General features: G+C 50.7%; 21 protein-coding genes and 1 tRNA gene. 10 read left to right on the top strand and 12 right to left on the bottom strand.

The features are described from left to right. Positions 1–256: 256 nt before the first annotated feature. Positions 257–332 (bottom strand) — tRNA-Phe (locus tag IMQ48_RS18310). A 168-nt stretch (positions 333–500) separates the two neighbouring features. Between IMQ48_RS18310 and IMQ48_RS18315 the strand changes: the two genes are divergently transcribed. Continuing rightward, the gene (locus IMQ48_RS18315) at positions 501–1,346 is read left to right on the top strand and encodes an AraC family transcriptional regulator (RefSeq protein ID WP_196210143.1); all 846 of its coding nucleotides are present in this window, start codon (positions 501–503) and stop codon (positions 1,344–1,346) included. Between the two features lie 36 nt (positions 1,347–1,382). Beyond that, positions 1,383–1,973 (top strand): LysE family translocator, encoded by a 591-nt coding sequence (locus IMQ48_RS18320; RefSeq protein ID WP_196210144.1) that lies wholly within the window; start codon positions 1,383–1,385, stop codon positions 1,971–1,973. Here the strand turns inward: IMQ48_RS18320 and IMQ48_RS18325 are convergent. From IMQ48_RS18325 to aspA, 5 genes are all read right to left on the bottom strand, one after another. Beyond that, positions 1,970–2,545: a transcriptional regulator gene (locus tag IMQ48_RS18325; RefSeq protein WP_196210145.1), complete on the bottom strand. Its 576-nt coding sequence runs from the start codon at positions 2,543–2,545 to the stop codon at positions 1,970–1,972. The two genes, IMQ48_RS18320 and IMQ48_RS18325, sit on opposite strands and share 4 nt — an antisense overlap. Before the next feature lie 36 nt (positions 2,546–2,581). Beyond that, the gene (locus IMQ48_RS18330; protein ID WP_196210146.1) at positions 2,582–4,291 is read right to left on the bottom strand and encodes a protein-disulfide reductase DsbD; all 1,710 of its coding nucleotides are present in this window, start codon (positions 4,289–4,291) and stop codon (positions 2,582–2,584) included. Further along, the gene (cutA, locus tag IMQ48_RS18335) at positions 4,267–4,614 is read right to left on the bottom strand and encodes a divalent cation tolerance protein CutA (protein WP_196210147.1); all 348 of its coding nucleotides are present in this window, start codon (positions 4,612–4,614) and stop codon (positions 4,267–4,269) included. The genes IMQ48_RS18330 and cutA overlap by 25 nt, the downstream gene beginning before the upstream one ends. 127 nt (positions 4,615–4,741) lie before the next feature. Continuing rightward, a complete protein-coding gene (gene dcuA, locus IMQ48_RS18340) occupies positions 4,742–6,043 on the bottom strand; it encodes an anaerobic C4-dicarboxylate transporter DcuA (protein WP_196210148.1) in 1,302 nt (433 codons plus the stop codon). Positions 6,044–6,157: 114 nt separating this feature from the next. Next, positions 6,158–7,594, bottom strand: a complete 1,437-nt coding sequence (gene aspA / locus IMQ48_RS18345; protein WP_196210149.1) for an aspartate ammonia-lyase — start codon at positions 7,592–7,594, stop codon at positions 6,158–6,160. A gap of 338 nt (positions 7,595–7,932) precedes the next feature. Between aspA and IMQ48_RS18350 the strand changes: the two genes are divergently transcribed. Then, on the top strand, positions 7,933–8,412 hold the full coding sequence (locus IMQ48_RS18350; RefSeq protein ID WP_196210150.1) for an FxsA family protein: 480 nt from the start codon (positions 7,933–7,935) through the stop codon (positions 8,410–8,412). Positions 8,413–8,465: 53 nt separating this feature from the next. On the opposite strand, the gene yjeH is transcribed toward IMQ48_RS18350, so the two are convergent. Then, complete coding sequence (gene yjeH / locus IMQ48_RS18355) at positions 8,466–9,728, bottom strand: L-methionine/branched-chain amino acid transporter (protein WP_196210151.1); 1,263 nt, start codon at positions 9,726–9,728, stop codon at positions 8,466–8,468. A 275-nt stretch (positions 9,729–10,003) separates the two neighbouring features. Between yjeH and IMQ48_RS18360 the strand changes: the two genes are divergently transcribed. From IMQ48_RS18360 to IMQ48_RS18370, 3 genes are all read left to right on the top strand, one after another. Beyond that, positions 10,004–10,297 carry a co-chaperone GroES gene (locus IMQ48_RS18360; RefSeq protein ID WP_000027827.1) on the top strand — a complete coding sequence of 98 codons (294 nt, stop codon included), beginning with the start codon at positions 10,004–10,006 and terminating at the stop codon, positions 10,295–10,297. Between the two features lie 43 nt (positions 10,298–10,340). Continuing rightward, on the top strand, positions 10,341–11,987 hold the full coding sequence (gene groL, locus IMQ48_RS18365) for a chaperonin GroEL (RefSeq protein WP_196210152.1): 1,647 nt from the start codon (positions 10,341–10,343) through the stop codon (positions 11,985–11,987). A gap of 252 nt (positions 11,988–12,239) precedes the next feature. Next, positions 12,240–12,593 (top strand): DUF4156 domain-containing protein, encoded by a 354-nt coding sequence (locus tag IMQ48_RS18370; RefSeq protein WP_196210153.1) that lies wholly within the window; start codon positions 12,240–12,242, stop codon positions 12,591–12,593. A gap of 178 nt (positions 12,594–12,771) precedes the next feature. Here the strand turns inward: IMQ48_RS18370 and yjeJ are convergent, their stop codons facing one another. Both yjeJ and epmB read right to left on the bottom strand, forming a co-directional pair. Continuing rightward, entirely contained in the window at positions 12,772–13,635 is an 864-nt protein-coding gene (gene yjeJ, locus IMQ48_RS18375; protein WP_196210154.1) for a YjeJ family protein, read from the bottom strand. 180 nt (positions 13,636–13,815) lie between these two features. Next, positions 13,816–14,844, bottom strand: coding sequence for an EF-P beta-lysylation protein EpmB (epmB, locus tag IMQ48_RS18380; protein ID WP_196210155.1), 1,029 nt, complete (start codon positions 14,842–14,844; stop codon positions 13,816–13,818). 40 nt (positions 14,845–14,884) lie between these two features. Between epmB and efp the strand changes: the two genes are divergently transcribed. The 3 genes from efp to ecnB all read left to right on the top strand — a co-directional run bounded on the left by efp (position 14,885) and on the right by ecnB (position 15,896). Continuing rightward, positions 14,885–15,451, top strand: coding sequence for an elongation factor P (gene efp, locus IMQ48_RS18385; RefSeq protein ID WP_196210156.1), 567 nt, complete (start codon positions 14,885–14,887; stop codon positions 15,449–15,451). Positions 15,452–15,507: 56 nt separating this feature from the next. Next, positions 15,508–15,642: a lipoprotein antitoxin entericidin A gene (gene ecnA, locus IMQ48_RS18390; protein ID WP_196210157.1), complete on the top strand. Its 135-nt coding sequence runs from the start codon at positions 15,508–15,510 to the stop codon at positions 15,640–15,642. A gap of 107 nt (positions 15,643–15,749) precedes the next feature. Beyond that, a complete protein-coding gene (ecnB, locus tag IMQ48_RS18395) occupies positions 15,750–15,896 on the top strand; it encodes a lipoprotein toxin entericidin B (protein WP_016151395.1) in 147 nt (48 codons plus the stop codon). A 30-nt stretch (positions 15,897–15,926) separates the two neighbouring features. Here the strand turns inward: ecnB and IMQ48_RS18400 are convergent, their stop codons facing one another. Beyond that, complete coding sequence (locus IMQ48_RS18400) at positions 15,927–16,526, bottom strand: LuxR C-terminal-related transcriptional regulator (protein ID WP_196210158.1); 600 nt, start codon at positions 16,524–16,526, stop codon at positions 15,927–15,929. Between the two features lie 259 nt (positions 16,527–16,785). Between IMQ48_RS18400 and sugE the strand changes: the two genes are divergently transcribed. Further along, a complete protein-coding gene (gene sugE, locus IMQ48_RS18405; protein ID WP_196210253.1) occupies positions 16,786–17,103 on the top strand; it encodes a quaternary ammonium compound efflux SMR transporter SugE in 318 nt (105 codons plus the stop codon). Here the strand turns inward: sugE and IMQ48_RS18410 are convergent. Together IMQ48_RS18410 and frdD are read right to left on the bottom strand one after the other, a co-directional pair. After that, positions 17,100–17,633, bottom strand: coding sequence for a lipocalin family protein (locus tag IMQ48_RS18410; protein WP_196210159.1), 534 nt, complete (start codon positions 17,631–17,633; stop codon positions 17,100–17,102). The genes sugE and IMQ48_RS18410 overlap by 4 nt on opposite strands. Before the next feature lie 106 nt (positions 17,634–17,739). Beyond that, positions 17,740–18,099 carry a fumarate reductase subunit FrdD gene (gene frdD / locus IMQ48_RS18415; protein WP_048212909.1) on the bottom strand — a complete coding sequence of 120 codons (360 nt, stop codon included), beginning with the start codon at positions 18,097–18,099 and terminating at the stop codon, positions 17,740–17,742. Between the last annotated feature and the right edge of the window lie 2 nt (positions 18,100–18,101).

Genomic DNA, 18,101 nt, shown 5'->3' on the forward strand with positions numbered 1-18,101 from the left:
TAAGCAGAACCTTGTATCGAAAGGTGCGGGGTTTTTTGCATTCCTTTTTTTACCTTGAAAACATCAAAGAAACGGAAATTTGAACTGAAAAACCGCTGGTTGCGTGGTTTATTTCAATGGAATTAGCGTGTTTTTTAAGTGAAAAGATGCAAAGCGGAGCAGGGGTGAGGCGGTGACGTCTGAAGCATATGAGCAGCGATCTGTCAGGAACGCTCAAAAGCAAAAAACCAGCCATAAGGCTGGTTTCTTTAAATAGTGGTGCCCGGACTCGGAATCGAACCAAGGACACGGGGATTTTCAATCCCCTGCTCTACCGACTGAGCTATCCGGGCAACGGAGCGCATTAAACCGTAATCGCGCGTAACCGTCAACCTTATTTCTGGAAAAGCTGTTCAACTGCTTAACTTTGCGGCAATCTGTCGGTTTGCCCATCGATTTTGCACAAATCTTCCAGACTGAGGTGCTTGAGTAGGTAATGCTGACAGCGAAAAGGAGATGGTATGGCGAATGACTGGCTTGAGCTGCGTCAGCATGCAGATACGGGTATTGAAACTATTAAGGCGCATTTTGAAGGCCATGCTTTTGATCCACACTGGCACGATAGCTATCTGGTGGGAATCACGCTTTCAGGCGCTCAGCAATTTCATTGCCGTCGCGAGCGTCATTGCAGTCGTCCGGGTGACGCCTTTCTACTGGAGCCCGGTGAAATTCACGATGGTGACGCGCCTGTTGAAGGCGGTTTTACCTATCTAACATTTTATCTCGACGAGCAATGGCTTACCAATACCTTGCAGGGGTTGTATGAATCTACCCCCGGTAGCTATTCTCTGCACTTTGCGCGGACTCTTACGCGCGAAGCGCAACTGGTCCGTGCTATCGGGGATACGTTTTCTATGCTGCATAATGATGAGATGAAGATCGTGCAGCAAAGTATGATGGATAATCTGCTCGCACAAATCACCTCACACTGCCATTGGCGTAAGAGATTGCCGTCTCAGGTGCAGAGTGCCGCGGTGGCGCACCGCGCACGTGATTATCTTTATGCTCATATCGGCGATAACGTTGGCTTGACCGATTTGGCGCGGGAAACAGGCACCGATCGTTTTACTCTGACCCGGTGTTTTAAGCGTGAGTTCCACCTTGCCCCGCATGCGTGGTTAATTCAGCTGCGGCTGGCCAAAGCGCGTCAGCTACTGGCGCGTGGAGAGCAGCCTGTCAATGTGGCGACAACGCTAGGTTTTGCCGATCAAAGCCATCTCGGACGCTGGTTCCAGCGTGCGTATCGGATAACACCGGCCCATTACCGTCGGTTGTGCACAAACCTTCCAGACGGTTCCAGAAAATAACGGCACAGTCATGGCTCTTATACAAGGAGTCCTTCTGTGAATATCATGCCGTACCTGCTGTTTGCTTTTGTTGCCTCTATTACACCGGGGCCGACCAATATTCTTGTCCTGACCAACAGCCAACACTATGGCGTGAAGAATACTATCCCTGCCATTCTTGGGGGATGCCTCGCCGCCAGTGCGATTGTGTTGATCTCGGGGGCGGGCGCTGGTGAAGTGCTGCGCCAGTATCCGCTTATACGTCAGATAATGAGCTGGGCGGGCATGTTATGGCTTAGCTGGATGAGCTGGCAGTTATTCATAGCCCCAGCGGCAAACCTCTCCACGAGCGCTCACAATCGCTTTACGGCACATGCGGCGGCACTGCTGCAGATTATAAACCCCAAAACGTGGATGATGGCGCTGGCGGTGGTGAGCCTGTTTGCCCCGACGGGTGAGCATACGCTGCGGGATGTTGCACTAATGTCACTTTGGTTCTTGCTGATATCTGTGACGTGTTTGTTGTGCTGGGCATGGTTGGGCAAGGCGGTGAACAGGGTGTTTCGCACCACCATAGCGATGGTGCGTTTTCAACGGCTGATGGCGCTATGTCTACTCATCTCCGCATGGGCGGGTATGTTCGCTTAGGTCAGCGCCCCGCCCATACGGCACTGAGCAAAGCGCAGGATATCTTCAGCCAGGCGGTGTGCCGTTTCGACATCAGCATGGCTACGATTCACCAGCATGCGGCTCAGGCAGCCTTCCAGCACCAGTTCCATCTGCCTGGCGACCATTGCCGGGTCGTCAACTTCCAGCGTGGTCAGCAGCTCATGAGTAAAATTATGTGCCGCCTTTTTTTGCTGATCGGCTAACTGATGGATCGGGTGCCCGGGATCGGGGTAAAACGTACAGGCGGCGATGAACAGGCAGCCTGGATAGCGATTATTGCTCACGCATTCGGACAGCGCGGTGTAGCGCGCCAGTAATTTCTGCTCGACGCTCAAGGTGTCATCCAGTAAAAGCTGACGCCGCCAGATATCCACCCGCTGGCTGAGGTAACGCAGGGCATCGTACAGAATGGCCTCTTTATCGGGCCAAAAGCGCTGCAGTTCATCCAGAGGATAATCGATACGCTCGGCCACCATTTCCAGCGTGGTATTGGCTATCCCTTGAACCTCAAGTAATTTCAGGGCTTCTCCCAGGACATCTTCACGTTGCACGGTATTCTCCTCCGTATTTCCTGTTGCAAGTGTCGCTCACGGTTGGCGATCGCGCAAATGTGCGCTGAAGGTCGCGGCATCCATAAAGCCCGTTACCCGGGCATCCGGGTGCTCTTTCCCCTCAGCGTCAAAGAACAAAATAGTCGGCAAACCTAAAACCTGAAGATGTTTCAGCAGAGCAACATCCTGGGCATTGTTTGCGGTCACATCCGCCTGCAAAAGCACCGTGTCGCCTAGCGCTTGCTGAACCTGTGGATTGCTGAATGTATACTTGTCAAATTCCTTACATGCCACGCACCAGTCGGCATACAGATCCAACATCACGGGCTTGCCTTTAGCTTGTGCCAGCGCCTGATTTAGCTCATCCACCGAAGCCACCGACGTGAAGTTAAGGTGTGTCTGGGGTTGAGCATGCGGCGCACCGAATGCCCAGTCCTGTAATGGCCGTACGCTCACCAGTGCGGCGGCGAGCAGGGCTATTTGCACAATGCGCATCCATGTGCGCTTGGCTTGCAGACTGGTAATGAAGGCCCAGCTAAAGAACGCAACGCCGAGCAGCGACCACAGGCGCACTCCCCATTCGTCGCCGATGATGCGCTCCAGTAAAAATACGGGAAGCGCAAGGATGACAAAACCAAACGCGGTTTTGACATGTTCCATCCATGGGCCGCTTTTAGGCAGCAGGCGGTTGCCGAATACGGTAATCAGCATCAGGGGTAGTCCCATTCCCAGCGCGTACAGATACAGCGTGCCGCCACCCAGCCACATGTTTCCGCTCTGGGCGATATACAGCAGAATTGCACTCAGTGGGGCAGTGGTACAAGGAGAACAGATCAGACCGGCAATCGCGCCCATTGCAAACACGCTGCCGGGAGAGCCGCCTTGCTGACGGTTACTCATTAACGTGAGGCGTGTTTGCAGTGATGAAGGCAGCTGTAGCGTGAACAGGCCAAACATCGATAAGGCCAGCAGCGTAAAGACGAGAGCAAGACCCACCAGGACATAAGGATGCTGCAGCGCCGCCTGGAATTGTAATCCGGCCGCGGCAACAACCAAACCTAGTGCGGTATAGGTGAGCGCCATTCCCTGGACGTAGATAAACGTCAGCAGCAGTGCTCGCCCGGTTGATAAGCGTTGTTTGCCACCCAGCACGATGCCGGAAATCAGCGGATACATCGGCAATACGCAAGGCGTAAATGCGATGCCTATTCCGATCAGCAATGCCCACAGCGCCGAGAAAGGAAGTTGGGCTGTGGGCTGCGGTATCTCTTGCTGAGCATTTCTGGCAGGCACTGGCGCAGGCGTCGCTCGGGTATCGGCAGACACTTCACTTAATGGCACCGTTTTCGTTTCTGGTGGATAGCAAAATCCGGCGTCGGCGCACCCCTGGTAGGTGACCGTTAGCGTCGCACCCGCGGCAGCCTGCTTGACGGTAACAGGGATAGTCAACTGCTGACGATAAATTTCACTTTTGCCGTAAAACTCATCTTCATGCCAGACCCCTGGCGGCAATTTCACCTCAGCAGTCTCGGCCTGAGATGGGGTTATGCTTATCTGTTTACGATAAAGATAGTAGCCGTCTTTAACCTGCCAGGAGAGGTTCAAATCGTGTTGGTTTTGCTGGAAATCAAATACAAATGCCTGGTCGGCAGGGACAAACTGCGAGCGTCCAGGCGCGTCAAATAAGCCAGCAAAAGTCGATGTGCTGCAGAGCAGCAGGATCAGCGTAAGGATGCGTTGAGCCATGAGCGGTAATTAAAATCTCCGTGGGTGACGGGTAAAACCAGAAGTTCAGGTGTTTGATACGGGTGATGTGACTTCAGGCAATCGAGAAGTGCTTGCTGGTGTGAAACTGCGGTCTTTAAGATCATCTGGACTTCATATTCCTGCTCCAGCTTGCCTTCCCAGTAATAGAGGGAGGTTGCGCCAGGCAGCAGTGTGACGCAGGCAGCCAGTTTTTCCGCCAGCACTTTAGCGGCCAGATCCTGAGCGGTTGCTTCATCCGGAGCGGTACAGAGCACCACTACGGTATCGGGGATGGAGATATTCTGATCCTTTACATCAAGCATAAACACCTCGAAAGAACAGAGTAACCAGCAAGAGAGGGGTCACTATACAACGGACAGAAGAAGGATGTTAGTCAAAGCGAGGCGGGGGGAGGAGCTGCAGGGCGCGTAAGCACCCTGCAGGTAAAACTTACAGCATGAAACTGCCCAGCATGAAGCCGAAGCAAACAGCCAGTACCACACCCAGCGTACCCGGGATGAAGAACGGATGGTTAAAGACGAATTTACCGATGCGGGTTGTTCCGGTGTCATCCATCTGAACCGCCGCAACCAGTGTTGGGTAGGTTGGCAGAATGAACAGACCAGAAACGGCAGCGAAAGAGGCTACAGCGGTCAGCGGAGAAACGTTCAATGCCAGAGCCATCGGCATCAGAGCTTTTGCGGTTGCGGCCTGAGAGTACAGCAGTGCAGAAGCAAAGAAGAAGATGACGGCCAGCAGCCATGGATGGCCCTGAATGACGCTACCAGCAGTGTCTTTGATCCAGTCAATGTTGTGAGAGACGAAAGTATCACCCAGCCATGCAACGCCCAGGATACAAATACAGGCGCTCATACCGGCTTTGAAAGTGCTGGAGTTCAGGATGGCGTCTGTTTCAACGCGGCAGATGATCGTGGTCAGCGTCGCGATGCTCAGCATGATGATCAGGATGGCGTTGGTGGTGTTCATCAGCGGTTTAGCAACCAGGCCGAGACTTGGGCTGTTGATGATAGCGTAAGCTACCACGCACACCACACCCAGCAGGAACAACCATACGGAAGTTTTTGCGCCCGCTTTGATTTCAACTTGTCTTTCACCGCGCAGTTCGACCAATCCCTCTTCCAGACGTTTACGGTAAATCGGATCGTCAGACAGTTTGGAGTTGAACAGCATAGTGACCAGGAAGGACATCACCAGTACCGCCAGCAGAGTGGACGGAATGACCACGGACAGCAGGTGGATGTAGCTGATGCCATGACCTTCCATGACAGAAGACATATACACCACAGCTGCGGAGATTGGCGATGCAGTAATCGCAATCTGTGCAGAAACCACCGCAGTAGACAGCGGACGGCAAGGTTTGATCCCTTGTTCCTTCGCTACTTCAGCGATAACCGGCAACGTTGCCAGAGAGATGTTGCCTGTACCTGCAAAGATAGTCAGGAAATAGGTAACGATCGGTGCAAGGATCGTGATGTATTTTGGGTTTTTGCGCAGCAGTTTTTCGGTTTGGTGAACCAGATAGTCCAGACCACCTGCAATCTGCATGGCAGAAATAGCAGCGATAACTGCCATGATAATGGAAATAACATCGAACGGAATATTACCCGGTTTTACGCCAATAGCGGCGAGAACCAGAACACCCAGCCCACCTGCAAATCCAATACCGATACCCCCAAGTCTGGCACCTAAAAAGATTGCCAGCAAAACGATGATAAGTTCTAAAACTATCATATTAGCCTTCCTTGTTGTTTAACAAGTTGATATTAAATTGTTGTTTTTAAGTAACTTCGTGCAAGAAAAAAGGCACGTCATCTGACGTGCCTTCTCTGGTACTACCCTACACGATTACTGTTCGCTTTCATCAGTATAACGTTTTGCTTTATAAGCAGGGTGCATCAGGTTCTGAGCAGAGAAGATATCGTCCAGCTCAGCTTCGGTCAACAGACCGCGTTCGAGGACAACTTCACGCACGCTCTTACCAGTTTCGGCACAGATTTTACCGACGATATCGCCGTTGTGGTGGCCGATGAACGGGTTCAGGTAAGTTACGATACCGATGGAGTTATAAACGAATGCTTCACACACTTCTTTGTTAGCGGTGATGCCGTTAACGCATTTTTCCAGCAGGTTGTAGCAAGCATTGCTCAGAATATGGATGGATTCAAACATTGCCTGACCAATAACCGGTTCCATTACGTTCAGCTGCAGCTGACCTGCTTCTGACGCCATGGTGACGGTGATGTCGTTACCGATGACTTTAAAGCACACCTGGTTGACGACTTCCGGGATAACCGGGTTTACTTTTGCTGGCATGATAGAAGAACCAGCCTGCAGTTCCGGCAGGTTGATCTCGTTCAGGCCGGCACGTGGACCAGAGGAGAGCAAACGCAGGTCGTTACAGATTTTGGACATCTTAACAGCCAGACGTTTCAGTGCGCTGTGCACCATAACGTATGCACCGCAGTCGGAGGTCGCTTCAATCAGGTCTTCAGCCGGAACACAGGCAAAACCAGTTACTTCAGCCAGTTTCTGTACAGCCAGCGGAGAGTACTCTTTCGGGGTGTTCAGACCAGTACCGATTGCAGTTGCGCCGAGGTTAACTTCCAGCAGCAGCTCAGCAGTACGGCTAATGTTTTTCACTTCTTCTTTCAACAGGACGCTGAAAGCACGGAATTCCTGACCGAGAGTCATCGGTACAGCATCCTGCAACTGGGTACGACCCATTTTCAGGATGTCCTGGAATTCAACGGCTTTTTGTTCGAAGCCTTCACGCAGCTGGTTCAGAGCATCAATCAGTTTGATGATGGATGCGTAAACTGCGATACGGAAGCCGGTCGGGTAAGCGTCGTTGGTGGACTGACATTTGTTCACGTGGTCGTTCGGGTTCAGGTACTGATATTCACCTTTTTGGTGACCCATCAGTTCCAGTCCGATATTGGCCAGCACTTCGTTGGTGTTCATGTTGACGGAGGTACCCGCACCACCCTGGTAAACATCTACCGGGAACTGATCCATGCATTTTCCGTTATTCAGGACTTCATCACACGCTGCGATAATGGCATTTGCCACGCTCTTAGGAATGGTTTGCAGCTCTTTGTTGGCCAGGGCCGCTGCCTTTTTCACCATTACCATACCGCGAACAAATTCAGGGATATCACTGATTTTGTTGTTGCTAATGTAGAAGTTTTCAATCGCTCTCAGAGTATGAACACCATAGTAAGCGTCCGCAGGAACTTCCCTGGTACCCAACAAGTCTTCTTCGATACGAATGTTGTTTAACATGTGAACCTTCTTTTTCAAGCTGCCAATGATTTTTGACTAAACACACAGGATATATGTGATTTCGATTGTTTCTCGACCGACGATTATCCCCTGCATCGGTCTGATACCCGAGATCATATGCTGGTTCAGGATTTCTACCGTAATCTGGATCACTTAAAACGTCGAATTTACCCCTTATTTATTATTCTGTGAAATAGATCACCCCTTTAGGATTAATACTAAAAATAAGTGTAGAAGCAGCTTGAAATTTTGCTAACCACCCCCACCTCTTTCCGATGCGAGTCGCACAATTATTCGGACAGACGTGGCGAAACGGCTGTTATTAACAGGAGAATCCTTTGCGCTGGATACCATTGCTTGCCATTTTTCTCTATGTTTACATAGAGATATCTATTTTTATCCAGGTTGCCCATGTAATGGGTGTCCTGATGACCCTAATTTTGGTTATTTTTACCTCGGTTATCGGTATGTCTCTGGTTCGTAACCAAGGGTTTAAGAACTTTTTACTGATGCAACAAAAAATGGCGGCGGGTGAAAGTCCGGCTGCAGAAATGATCAAGAGCGTGTCGTTGATTATTGCTGGGTTGCTACTTGTGCTGCCGGGTTTCTTCACCGATTTCCTCGGCCTTCTTCTTTTATTACCACCGGTGCAGAAGCATCTAACCATGAAACTGCTGCCGCACCTGCGTTTTTCCCGTATGCCGGGTGGCGGCTTTAGTGCCGGAACTGGTGGGGGCGATACCTTTGACGGTGAATTTCAGCGTAAAGACGATGAACGTAACCGCCTTGATCATAAAGACGACGACAGCCGGAATTAATGACCTCTTATGCCGGATAAGCCGCGTGAGCGGTGTCATCCGGCGACGGTACACTAATTGGCGGGTGGCGGCATAATTGCCTTATCTGGCCTCCGGGGCAAAAACAGCCACAGTCCTGCCAGCATCATCAGTGCGTACAGACTCTTCCAGCCGACCATTGCCAGCAACAACAGGCACAATAGGCAGCCAATCACTGCCAGCGTGCGATAATGCCCTTTCAGAAGTCGATACCCTGCCAGCATGCACAGCAGGTAAATCATAATAAAGATGCCGTTGGCATAGATGATTAATGCATCGAGGTTGATTTGCAGTATATAGATACACAATGTGCTGACCACGCAGCAACCTAACACCGTATTCAAGGCATTGCGCGGAAGATGGCGAGGTGACAGGCGAGCCAGATAACTCTCTGGCTTATATTGCGCCTGCGACCACACCAGACGGGAGAAACTTTGAATATAAATGTTCAGGCTGGCAAAGCAGGCCAGATAACCAATGATGCAGGCGATCCACAATGCTTGTACGCCAAACAGCTGGACGACAATTTCGGGCAGAGACGCTGCCGCCGCTATCTGTTCGCCATAGGCACCAAAATGGAGTACCACGACCGTACACGCCCAGTAGACGGAACCGGCTAACAGCAGGCCAATCATCAGCGCGCGCGGGAAGTCTCGTTCCGGATTTTTGAACTCAGAAGCCAGGTGTGCGAATGCTTCAAGGCCGACGAAACACCAGAACATCACCGACAGTGCTGCGAATAATCCTGGCAGTTCAATATCAGTAACGGCAGGGAAGGGGATCTCACCTGGTTTTAGCTCACCCGCCCACCAGATGGCAACAATAAGGGCAACGATCAGCCCGGCGATGACTGTTTGCAGATTTGCACTAGAGCTGGCACCGCGGGAACCCACATACCAAACCAATGCCAGTGTACCGAGTTCCGCCAGCAAAAGCTGCCAGCCATGCCAGCCAAACATGGCCTGACCGAACCCGGCGGCAATGTGTAATGCCGCAGGCAGTCCGACGGGAATCACCGATAAGAACAACCAGCCGGTAACGCGCTCCAGTCGGGGCCCAAAAGCCATGCCGACAAAATGCGCTACGCCGCCTGCGCTGGGGAAATGGCGACCAAGAACGGCAAAAACAATCGCCACGGGAAAGACTAAAACGATGAGGACCGGCCATGCCCACAGGCTATTGTTACCCGCCACTAGCGCGGCCAGTGCGGGGATGGCAAAAACGCCCGTTCCTAATAATGATGTCGATAACAGGCCAATGCCCTGAGCCAGCCCCAGCTCTTGCTTCAGTCCACTCATAAATTGTTATCCGGTTATGCCCGTTAAATAGGCTACAGCGCAGATTTTCGATGGTATCACAATCGGATTTGCTTATGACGACGCGGCTGAAATCGTTATGAAATGTGAGGTGTGTCGGTGTTTTGACGGGATTTTCTCCTGATAAAAAATTTTTTTCGCTTACCCCCTTGAAGGGAGAAAACCCCATCCCCATCTCTCTGGTCACTAGCCGGAAAACCGTTCTCGGACCGGCGCCACCCATAACTGATAAAGACTTTCTCAAAGGAGAGCTATCAATGAGTATTCGTCCGTTACATGATCGTGTGATCGTCAAACGTAAAGAAGTTGAATCTAAATCTGCTGGCGGCATCGTACTGACCGGTTCTGCAGCGGGTAAATCAACTCGTGGCGAAATCATCGCTGTCGGTAAGGGTCGCATCCTGGACAACGGTACCGTACAGCCGCTGGACGTAAAAGTTGGTGACATCGTCATTTTCAACGATGGCTACGGTGTTAAATCTGAGAAGATCGACAATGAAGAAGTGTTGATCATGTCAGAAAGCGACATCCTGGCGATTGTTGAAGCTTAATCCGCGAACGACACTGAACATACGAATTTAAGGGAAAGAGAAAATGGCAGCTAAAGACGTAAAATTCGGTAACGACGCTCGTGTGAAAATGCTGCGCGGCGTGAACGTACTGGCAGACGCAGTGAAAGTTACCCTCGGTCCGAAAGGCCGTAACGTGGTTCTGGATAAATCATTCGGTGCCCCAGCCATCACTAAAGATGGTGTTTCTGTAGCACGTGAAATCGAACTGGAAGACAAGTTCGAAAACATGGGCGCGCAGATGGTGAAAGAAGTTGCCTCTAAAGCGAACGACGCAGCAGGCGACGGCACCACCACTGCAACCGTACTGGCTCAGTCCATCATCACTGAAGGCCTGAAAGCTGTTGCTGCGGGCATGAACCCGATGGATCTGAAACGTGGTATCGACAAAGCTGTCGCTGCTGCGGTTGAAGAACTGAAAACACTGTCCGTGCCGTGCTCCGACTCTAAAGCGATTGCTCAGGTTGGTACCATCTCCGCTAACTCCGACGAAACCGTAGGTAAACTGATCGCTGAAGCGATGGACAAAGTCGGTAAAGAAGGCGTGATCACCGTTGAAGACGGTACCGGTCTGCAGGACGAACTGGACGTGGTTGAAGGTATGCAGTTTGACCGTGGTTACCTGTCTCCTTACTTCATCAACAAGCCGGAAACAGGCGCAGTAGAACTGGAAACGCCGTTCATCCTGCTGGCTGATAAGAAAATCTCCAACATCCGTGAAATGCTGCCGGTTCTGGAAGCCGTTGCGAAAGCAGGCAAACCGCTGCTGATCATCGCTGAAGATGTTGAAGGTGAAGCGCTGGCTACCCTGGTTGTTAACACCATGCGTGGCATCGTGAAAGTAGCTGCGGTTAAAGCTCCTGGCTTCGGCGACCGCCGTAAAGCTATGCTGCAGGATATCGCGACGTTGACCGGTGGTACCGTTATCTCTGAAGAGATCGGTATGGAGCTGGAAAAAGCGACTCTGGAAGATCTGGGCCAGGCAAAACGCGTTGTGATCAATAAAGACACCACCACCATCATCGATGGCGTGGGTGAAGAAGCGGCAATTCAGGGGCGTGTAACCCAGATTCGTCAGCAGATCGAAGAAGCAACTTCCGACTACGACCGTGAAAAACTGCAGGAGCGCGTAGCGAAACTGGCAGGCGGCGTTGCAGTCATCAAAGTGGGTGCTGCTACCGAAGTTGAAATGAAAGAGAAGAAAGCACGCGTTGAAGATGCCCTGCACGCGACCCGTGCTGCGGTAGAAGAAGGCGTGGTTGCTGGTGGTGGTGTTGCGCTGATCCGCGTAGCTTCCAAACTGAGCGAACTGCGTGGTCAGAACGAAGACCAGAACGTGGGTATCAAAGTTGCGCTGCGCGCAATGGAATCCCCGCTGCGTCAGATCGTTCTGAACTGCGGCGAAGAACCGTCTGTTGTGGCTAACACCGTGAAAGCAGGTGACGGTAACTACGGTTACAACGCTGCAACTGAAGAATACGGCAACATGATCGACATGGGTATCCTGGATCCGACTAAAGTAACTCGTTCTGCTCTGCAGTACGCAGCTTCTGTAGCGGGTCTGATGATCACCACCGAGTGCATGGTAACCGACCTGCCGAAAGGTGATTCCGCTGACTTAGGTGCTGCTGGCGGTATGGGCGGCATGGGTGGAATGGGCGGCATGATGTAATTTAATCTTCATACTTCAAGCCGCAGGTTCGTTGGCTGCGTTCGTTCACCCCAGTCACTTACTCATGTAAGCTCCTGGGGATTCATGAACTTGCCGCCTGCCTGCAACTTGAATTATTTGATTAAATACGTATCTCGCGAAAAATGAGAAACCCCCGGGCAGAAATGTCCGGGGGTTTTTCTTTTGGTCATCTTTTTAGTATATGATTCAGCTACGGACAAAACGTCCAGCGCATTGATTATGGGGAATAACATGCACGTGAAATATTTAGCAGGGATCGTTGGTGCCGCGCTACTGATGGCGGGTTGTAGCTCCAGCAACGAACTGAGTTCAGCCGGACAAAGCGTACGCTTTGTTGAAGAGAAACCTGGAACTGAGTGCCAGCTAATTGGTACTGCAACCGGTAAGCAGAGCAACTGGCTTTCTGGTCAGCACGGCGAAGAAGGTGGTTCTATGCGCGGTGCGGCTAACGACCTGCGTAACCAGGCTGCTGCAATGGGCGGTAACGTGATTTATGGTGTTAGCAGTCCTTCACAAGGCATGCTGTCGAGCTTTGTCCCGACCGCCAGCGAGATGAATGGTCAGGTTTATAAGTGCCCTAATTGATTACACTTCATCCTTCAACCTGCCTCTTTGTTGGCTGTGCTGTAAAACCCCAGTCACATAGTTATCTATGCTCCTGGGGATTTCTTCGCTTGCCGCCGCGATGCAGATTGAATGATTTTGTGTCATAAAGTGGCCTGAACAGGCGCATGCAACCGTAGGCCTGATAAGCGCAGCGCCATCAGGCATTCTGCGCTTTACTGACGGACTGAACGCGTAAATGATGCACTGCTCGCAGACACTGATCCTGAGTGAGCTTTTGTGTTTTATCACCCGTTAGTGTTCTGACAAATACCTGACACGGTACATTCGCTAATTTTTTCAGTCTTGGGCTGAAGCCGAGAAGGCGACGAGAAATTGCCTCCACCTCTTTACCGCCCGAAGGTGCGCGAGTTTTCACCACTGAACCACAGAACCTAACTTTCCCTGCTTCATCCTTATAGCGATAGATTACAGCCAGATAATGATTAAACAGATTATGTTTCCATTCAGGTTGCGCATAGGAATCATATTCAAGATTGTCGTTATCCTGGCAATCAATATCATACAGAGGCAGGAAATCTAATAATGATGTGATACGCAGTGCTAATTCACGCATGTCTGCATTATTTATTGCATGAATGATTGCATGTGCCAAAACTGTAATTTGCAGCTCATTAATTAATAGCTCGCAGATTTTGCCATTATGTAGTGTCAGGGATAGCGTTAAGTTTTCACCTTCATCACTGACTAACGTTAGTGAATTTACCCGACGATTAATATCCGCGTTTTTAAGCTCATCCTCCAGGATTAATGGAATGTTTTCATGCATTTTCTGACTGGCTTTGTCGCGTGCTTTTTCATACTGTAGGCGCGCGTCCTCGCTTAGCTGGTGCTTCGCATGAAACCTGCTCTCCAGCGCGATAAGCAGGTCTCGTAGCCCCAACGGTGACAGAAAAAAAAGCGACTCTTTGTTTCTAAGCTCTTTGATCTTCAATGCCAGCGCAATAAACTCATTATTTTGACGAATAACACCTGTATTAATACCCTTGATACTTATAGCCACGGCGGTTCTCCCTAACCTAATATTCAACGAAAAACTAAATCTGCATTGATTTATTATATATGTAAATACATTAGACGATAATTGTTGTTAAAATAACATAAATTAAAAGCCAGGGTAGGATTGAATAAATTGAAAATTGTCATTTGGCAGTGAGTGTCCGAAAACGGACACTCATTTGGATTATTGCTGACGTAATTGCAGGTCCAGCGGTGTCTTACTGGGTTCTCCGCCAATTTCACGCGCCAGTTTGGGAACCATATAGCCTGACACCAGCGTCAGCAGTTCACGCATGATTTGACGCGCTTCGTTGTCACTGACCATAAAGTGGGCTGCACCCTGAACTTTATCCAGAACGTGCAGGTAATAGGGCATCACCCCGGCATCAAATAGCGCGTTGCTGAGATTCGCCAACGTCTGAGCGTTATCGTTCACACCACGTAGCAACACGCTTTGGTTGAGCAGTGTGACGCCAGCCTGACGCAGTTTTGCCATCGCCTGACGAAATGTTTCATCGATTTCGTTGGCATGGTTAATGTGATTCACCAGCAAAATTTGCAGGGAAGAGCGCGCAAAACGCTCGGTCAGCCCATTGGTAATACGCGCCGGGATGACAATCGGCAAACGGCTATGAATGCGCAGGCGTTTAATATGCGGGATGGCTTCCAGCTGTGTGAGCAGCCAGTCCAGTTCGTGGTCTTTGGCCATTAACGGATCACCGCCGGAGAAGATAATCTCATCCAGTTCCGGGTGCGCCGTAATGTAATCTAACGCAGCCTGCCAGTTGCGCTTATTCCCCTGGTTTTCGGCATAAGGGAAGTGGCGACGGAAGCAGTAGCGGCAGTTGACTGCGCATCCGCCTTTTACCAGTAGTAACGCCCGGTTGCGATACTTATGTAGCAATCCCGGAACGACGCTGTGCTGCTCTTCCAGCGGGTCGGTCGAGAATCCAGGGGCAGCGACAAATTCATCCTGTGAGGTGAGAACCTGAAGCAGCAGTGGATCGTTGGGGTTACCTTTTTCCATACGCGCGATAAACGATCGCGGAACGCGCAGGGCAAAAAGACGTTTTGCCTCACGACCTGCGAGCAAATTTTCATCAGCGTCTATATTCAAAAGACGTAATAGTTCATCCGGATCGGTGAGAACATCGGCAAGTTGCACTAACCAATCTTCTCTGGATGGGGTGTTTAGGGTTACAATATGCGCCATTTTGTGGCTAAGCTACCAGTTAACAATTTCAGAGGGCCTTATGGCGACTTACTATAGCAACGATTTTCGTGCCGGTCTTAAAATCATGATGGACGGCGAACCTTATGCGGTTGAAGCCAGTGAATTCGTTAAGCCGGGTAAAGGCCAGGCTTTCGCGCGCGTTAAGCTGCGCCGTTTGCTGACCGGTACCCGTGTAGAGAAAACCTTCAAATCCACCGACTCCGCTGAAGGCGCAGACGTTGTAGATATGAACCTGACTTACCTGTACAACGACGGTGAGTTCTATCATTTCATGAATAACTCCACTTTCGAACAGCTTGCTGCTGACGAGAAAGCGGTAGGCGATAGCGCTAAATGGCTGCTGGATCAGGCTGAGTGCATCGTGACCCTGTGGAACGGTCAGCCTATCTCCGTAACCCCACCGAACTTTGTTGAGCTGGAAATCGTTGAAACCGACCCAGGTCTGAAAGGTGACACCGCGGGTACGGGTGGCAAACCGGCGACTCTGTCCACTGGTGCTGTTGTTAAAGTTCCGCTGTTCGTACAGATCGGCGAAGTGATCAAAGTGGATACGCGTTCAGGCGAATACGTTTCCCGCGTTAAGTAATACATCCTATTTGATCGATGGCGCAGGCTGCTGCGCCATACTTTTCCAGGGCAGGAATGATGAAACGTCTTCTCGGTCTTGTAATGATTATCCTGTTCACCAGCACACTCCTGACGGGCTGTAATACCGCGCGTGGCTTCGGTGAAGACATCAAACATCTTGGTAATTCAATCTCTCACGCTGCCAGTTGATCTTCTCACATTGTCTTAAAAATGTGCGTTTTTCCGTCATCCTTCTGGATCTTGTCTATCATTAAGTAGCTATACACAAACAATATTGGCTAGAAAAGGAAGACGTTATGGTTAAAAAGACAATTGCAGCGATCTTTTCTGTGTTGGTTCTTTCTTCAGTGTTGACTGCGTGCAATACAACGAAAGGTGTTGGGCAGGATATTTCTGAAGGCGGTAGCGCAATCTCTGGTGCAGCGACAAAAGCTCAGCAATAATCATCAACGGTACGACGTTGTGTCGTACCGTTAATTCATTTTCTCGGGCAGTGACAGAAACGGTGAAAATCGGTTTCCTAAATGCAACTTGATACGAATATTGCGTTTGTAGGTATAGACCGTCTTGCCATGAATGCCGAGTGTAGCCGCTATTGCATTGTTACTCGCGCCGTCCATCCACATCGACAGTACTTTCTCTTCCTGCGGCGTAAGTAGCGGTGTCGCGTTTTTGGTGGTCTCTAGCTCAAGACGAACACCCAGGGCCTCCTGAATACTGCCTGACAATTCGGTTAGCGTGGCGCGTTTAGATAATACCGAATGGATGGCATATTGTGGGCTGTGGTTGGGGACAGGCTCTCTGTCTCCTGATTGCAGTAAAATCAGGGGGATTTGACCACAGCTCATAAAAAAAGGCGCAATCGGTGGACTAGAATGCACATCGCTGAGGAAACCATTTAAATCGGCGATCACCAGATGCGGTTTCCACTGCGAAATATGCTCTTTTGCCAACAAGAGGTTATTGATTCCTGATACCAGAAACGATGAATTGAACTTACCAGAATGATTAAGCAAGGCCTCGATCCCTGTACGGGTAAAGTGGCACCGGTCAATCACTAAAATTTTATGCATAAACTTTTCGCATTCAGAAGTGGGGCAAATGGCTTCCTGACTTCAGAAAGCCATTTATCATAGATAAGTCCAATGGCTGCCAAATGCGGAAACTACGCTGCTATTTATGCCCAATTCTCGCTTTAAGCAGACAATTGATAAAAAGGTTGAAATTCCTTTTCTGTCGGGCAAAAATGCCTTTTCACACCTCAGCGTTGTGGGACGACCTGCAAACGCTTCTCTCACCGGGGACGGCCCCATTATTATTCTGGAGCCTGATCTGTCCTGGATCGTTTTATTCGTTGCCGGCCTGCTCGAAGTTGTATGGGCAATTGGCCTGAAATATACCCACGGTTTTACCCGTCTGACGCCGAGCATTATTACCATCGTGGCTATGATCGTCAGTATCGCCATGCTGTCCTGGGCGATGAGAACGCTGCCGGTTGGGACGGCCTACGCGGTCTGGACCGGCATTGGCGCGGTAGGTGCTGCCATTACCGGCATTCTGTTGCTCGGTGAATCGGCCAGTCCGGCACGTTTGCTGAGCCTGTGTCTGATTGTCGCCGGAATTATTGGTCTGAAACTCAGCACTCACTAAGCGCCGGGTTGCTTCACCCAAATAAGTTTATTCACATCAAACCCTTCCCGGGTCGCGACAGCCAGCATCTGTTGTTTCATTTCATCTGAAATAGTGGGTGTCCGTGAGAGGATCCACAGGTAGTCGCGATCCGGGCCGCAGACCAGCGCATGGCGATACTCCCGGTCGAGAGCAATCACGTTATACCCACCGTAGAATGGGCCGAAGAACGACACTTTCAACGCCGCACGGGTGGGCTCGCCGGTGAAATAAGCTTTTCCCTCCGTTTTTTGCCACATGCTTCTGTCTGGGTTGTAGCCTTTGTTGATAACGTTGATGCCGCCGTCATCGCGCAAACTGTAGGTGGCGGTGACTTTATCCAGCCCTCGCTCAAAGCGATGATCGAAGCGCGCTATTTCGTACCAGGTCCCGAGATAGCGGTTAGCGTCAAAGTTATTTACAACGGTAACGCCTTTGGGCGGCGTGGGGGAACTACAAGCGACAACCAGAAACGCAGTCGTAACCGCGGCAACAACAGGCAGCAATCGCATAGGATTATCCTTAAAGGGCTTTTCCTAAGTGTAGAACCTGACGGGAAATTAAGGAGAGAGAGGGTGAAAAAATGCCCTCTTACCGGATGATAAGAGGGCGGAGCGATTAGATCGTGAGGATACCAATCGCCGTTACAACGGTCAGGATCGCAGCCAGACCGTAGAATACCCATTTGCCGGCCGGCACGTGGATTTTCAGGTCATGCATTGCGTGGTGCATACGGTGTAAACCACACCACAGCGGCAGAACGATCATCAGGAACAGGAATGCACGTCCGATGAAGCTCTGGGCAAATGCCATAATACGCTCATAGCTCAGCGCATCGCCAGGGAACAGACCCAGCGGCAGCATAATACCCACCAGCAGAACCACTACCGGCGCAATGATCGCGCCCCACATACCACCTGCACCGAACAGTCCCCAAAATACGGGTTCGTCAGAGCGTTTTGGATTTGGATTAATCATCC

It is taken from the genome of Citrobacter sp. Res13-Sevr-PEB04-36, from assembly GCF_015672735.1.
Lineage (GTDB): Bacteria > Pseudomonadota > Gammaproteobacteria > Enterobacterales > Enterobacteriaceae > Citrobacter.

What these genes read in the sequence shown, in the direction of transcription:
- IMQ48_RS18410 (WP_196210159.1), bottom strand. Translation starts at nt 17,633, where the DNA reads ATGCGATTGCTGCCTGTTGTTGCCGCGGTTACGACTGCGTTTCTGGTT.
- IMQ48_RS18360 (WP_000027827.1), top strand. Translation starts at nt 10,004, where the DNA reads ATGAGTATTCGTCCGTTACATGATCGTGTGATCGTCAAACGTAAAGAA.
- IMQ48_RS18315 (WP_196210143.1), top strand. Translation starts at nt 501, where the DNA reads ATGGCGAATGACTGGCTTGAGCTGCGTCAGCATGCAGATACGGGTATT.
- frdD (WP_048212909.1), bottom strand. Translation starts at nt 18,099, where the DNA reads ATGATTAATCCAAATCCAAAACGCTCTGACGAACCCGTATTTTGGGGA.
- cutA (WP_196210147.1), bottom strand. Translation starts at nt 4,614, where the DNA reads ATGCTTGATGTAAAGGATCAGAATATCTCCATCCCCGATACCGTAGTG.
- efp (WP_196210156.1), top strand. Translation starts at nt 14,885, where the DNA reads ATGGCGACTTACTATAGCAACGATTTTCGTGCCGGTCTTAAAATCATG.
- IMQ48_RS18400 (WP_196210158.1), bottom strand. Translation starts at nt 16,526, where the DNA reads ATGCATAAAATTTTAGTGATTGACCGGTGCCACTTTACCCGTACAGGG.
- IMQ48_RS18370 (WP_196210153.1), top strand. Translation starts at nt 12,240, where the DNA reads ATGCACGTGAAATATTTAGCAGGGATCGTTGGTGCCGCGCTACTGATG.
- ecnA (WP_196210157.1), top strand. Translation starts at nt 15,508, where the DNA reads ATGATGAAACGTCTTCTCGGTCTTGTAATGATTATCCTGTTCACCAGC.
- groL (WP_196210152.1), top strand. Translation starts at nt 10,341, where the DNA reads ATGGCAGCTAAAGACGTAAAATTCGGTAACGACGCTCGTGTGAAAATG.
- epmB (WP_196210155.1), bottom strand. Translation starts at nt 14,844, where the DNA reads ATGGCGCATATTGTAACCCTAAACACCCCATCCAGAGAAGATTGGTTA.
- IMQ48_RS18330 (WP_196210146.1), bottom strand. Translation starts at nt 4,291, where the DNA reads ATGGCTCAACGCATCCTTACGCTGATCCTGCTGCTCTGCAGCACATCG.
- yjeH (WP_196210151.1), bottom strand. Translation starts at nt 9,728, where the DNA reads ATGAGTGGACTGAAGCAAGAGCTGGGGCTGGCTCAGGGCATTGGCCTG.
- ecnB (WP_016151395.1), top strand. Translation starts at nt 15,750, where the DNA reads ATGGTTAAAAAGACAATTGCAGCGATCTTTTCTGTGTTGGTTCTTTCT.
- dcuA (WP_196210148.1), bottom strand. Translation starts at nt 6,043, where the DNA reads ATGATAGTTTTAGAACTTATCATCGTTTTGCTGGCAATCTTTTTAGGT.
- aspA (WP_196210149.1), bottom strand. Translation starts at nt 7,594, where the DNA reads ATGTTAAACAACATTCGTATCGAAGAAGACTTGTTGGGTACCAGGGAA.